Annotated in this window: 3 protein-coding genes; 2 read left to right on the top strand and 1 reads right to left on the bottom strand. The window is 30.6% G+C overall.

The window, feature by feature from the left end:
- Positions 1 to 227: hypothetical protein (locus tag EF384_RS09770; protein WP_233570092.1), on the bottom strand; the 227-nt coding region annotated here is incomplete at its 3' end.
- A gap of 488 nt (positions 228 to 715) precedes the next feature.
- Here EF384_RS09770 and EF384_RS09500 point away from each other — a divergent pair.
- Entirely contained in the window at positions 716 to 1,204 is a 489-nt protein-coding gene (locus EF384_RS09500) for a hypothetical protein (protein ID WP_123781466.1), read from the top strand.
- Positions 1,194 to 1,373, top strand: coding sequence for a hypothetical protein (locus EF384_RS09505; RefSeq protein ID WP_123781468.1), 180 nt, complete (start codon positions 1,194 to 1,196; stop codon positions 1,371 to 1,373). Before EF384_RS09500 ends, EF384_RS09505 begins: the two co-directional genes overlap by 11 nt.
- Positions 1,374 to 1,537 lie beyond the last annotated feature (164 nt).

Raw genomic sequence — 1,537 nt, forward strand, 5'->3', positions numbered from 1 at the left:
TCACGAATAATTTGGTTAATTAATCTAAAGCGTTCTTGTTTACTTAAGTCGTTTCTTTTGCCGTTTTTCACGCTCCTCTCGTGCTGTTCTAATTTTTTTACTAGTTCAAGATTCCCCTCTAGATAGGCTATGCGGGCATTTGCTTTGTCTAGCGCCTCTTGTAACGATAATTGTTCTCTTGGTCCATATGGACGATTATTCTTTGAACCACGGTTCTCCTGTAACAATATATCTTCTCCGTGATCGTTATATATTCTTTTCCAACGCGATAGTGATCGATCGGATTTTCCTTCTCCGATTAAACGTGAAGGAAGTCCAGCAAGTTCAAATATCTGAGTGGATGTCATGCCTTGTTTGCTTTGTTTTATCNGTGATTATAAAATTGGGGAATCAAAAAAAATAGATGGAAATAAGAGAGCTGTAATTGTTGATATAAATAATTCAAATCAACGAGTGGAGGATATAACGTTTAAAGAAGTAGCCATAGAACAAGATTATTCTCGTATTCTGACAGATTTAGCTGTCCAAGCACAATTAAAAAAAAATATATGAAATTGCGGTAGAAATTAAATCAATTCAAGAATATCAGCTTGAATGGGACAGGAACAATAGTATTTTACCTACATTTTTTACTGCAAGATCTCAGTTAATCGAATTTCATAATACTGATAACTTGAACAAAAAAATTCAATTATTACAGGAAGCTTCTCGCAACTTGGAACAATCAGTAGGTGCAATTAAAACTGATTTAAATACTAACAAAAATCAAATCAAAAAGTTAGTAAACGAAATTCAATATAATGAACAATCTTTTGAGAGACACGCAAACTTTATTTTAGATGATCTTACTCTCTTACTAAAAATAGTGGGTATGCAGACATATATAGATTTAACTTTAGATAATGAGCCAATGGCGTTAGATCGAATTGAATCAGTTAGGTATATTTTTGCGGACTATTCTAGTAAAAGTAAGGGTGAATCAAGGAATTTACTTCAGAAATTATCGAGCAATTTTCCAACCAAACTTAAAAAATTAATACCAAATTCTAGGATGGTTGAAAATCCTAGTTTACTTGAAATTATTCATGATAATTATAGGTATAATGATAAAAATAAAGATTTATGGTTAAAGATTAATAATGAAATGCAAATTGGAAGTGAGATTAACTTTTTAATTAAAGGTGGAGATATTTATGAAGACTAATGATGAAAAGAAGCGAACCTGTATAACTTGTGGAAGAACTATAGCGGTACCGAGAAAAATTATGATATGTGGCAATTGTAGGAATAAAGCAAAAAAATATACAGTTAAAGCAGTTGGAGCAGTTGGAGCAGTTGGGATGGCTAAAAATATTTTAAAAAAAATTCGATAATAGAGTTTTATTGAAGAGATAAATCTGTACTTTTAAATAATTTCGAGAATGGAAATATTATGTATCTTAAAACTGAAAGATTAGTTATTAGAAGTATTAAAACAAGTGATATAGATGATGTTTTTGAAATTTACCAAGATGATTGTCAGTGCTAAACTAAATTG

It is taken from the genome of Aerococcus agrisoli, from assembly GCF_003797145.1.
In the GTDB taxonomy this organism is placed as follows: domain Bacteria; phylum Bacillota; class Bacilli; order Lactobacillales; family Aerococcaceae; genus Aerococcus; species Aerococcus agrisoli.

What these genes read in the sequence shown, in the direction of transcription:
- EF384_RS09505 (WP_123781468.1), top strand. Translation starts at nt 1,194, where the DNA reads ATGAAGACTAATGATGAAAAGAAGCGAACCTGTATAACTTGTGGAAGA.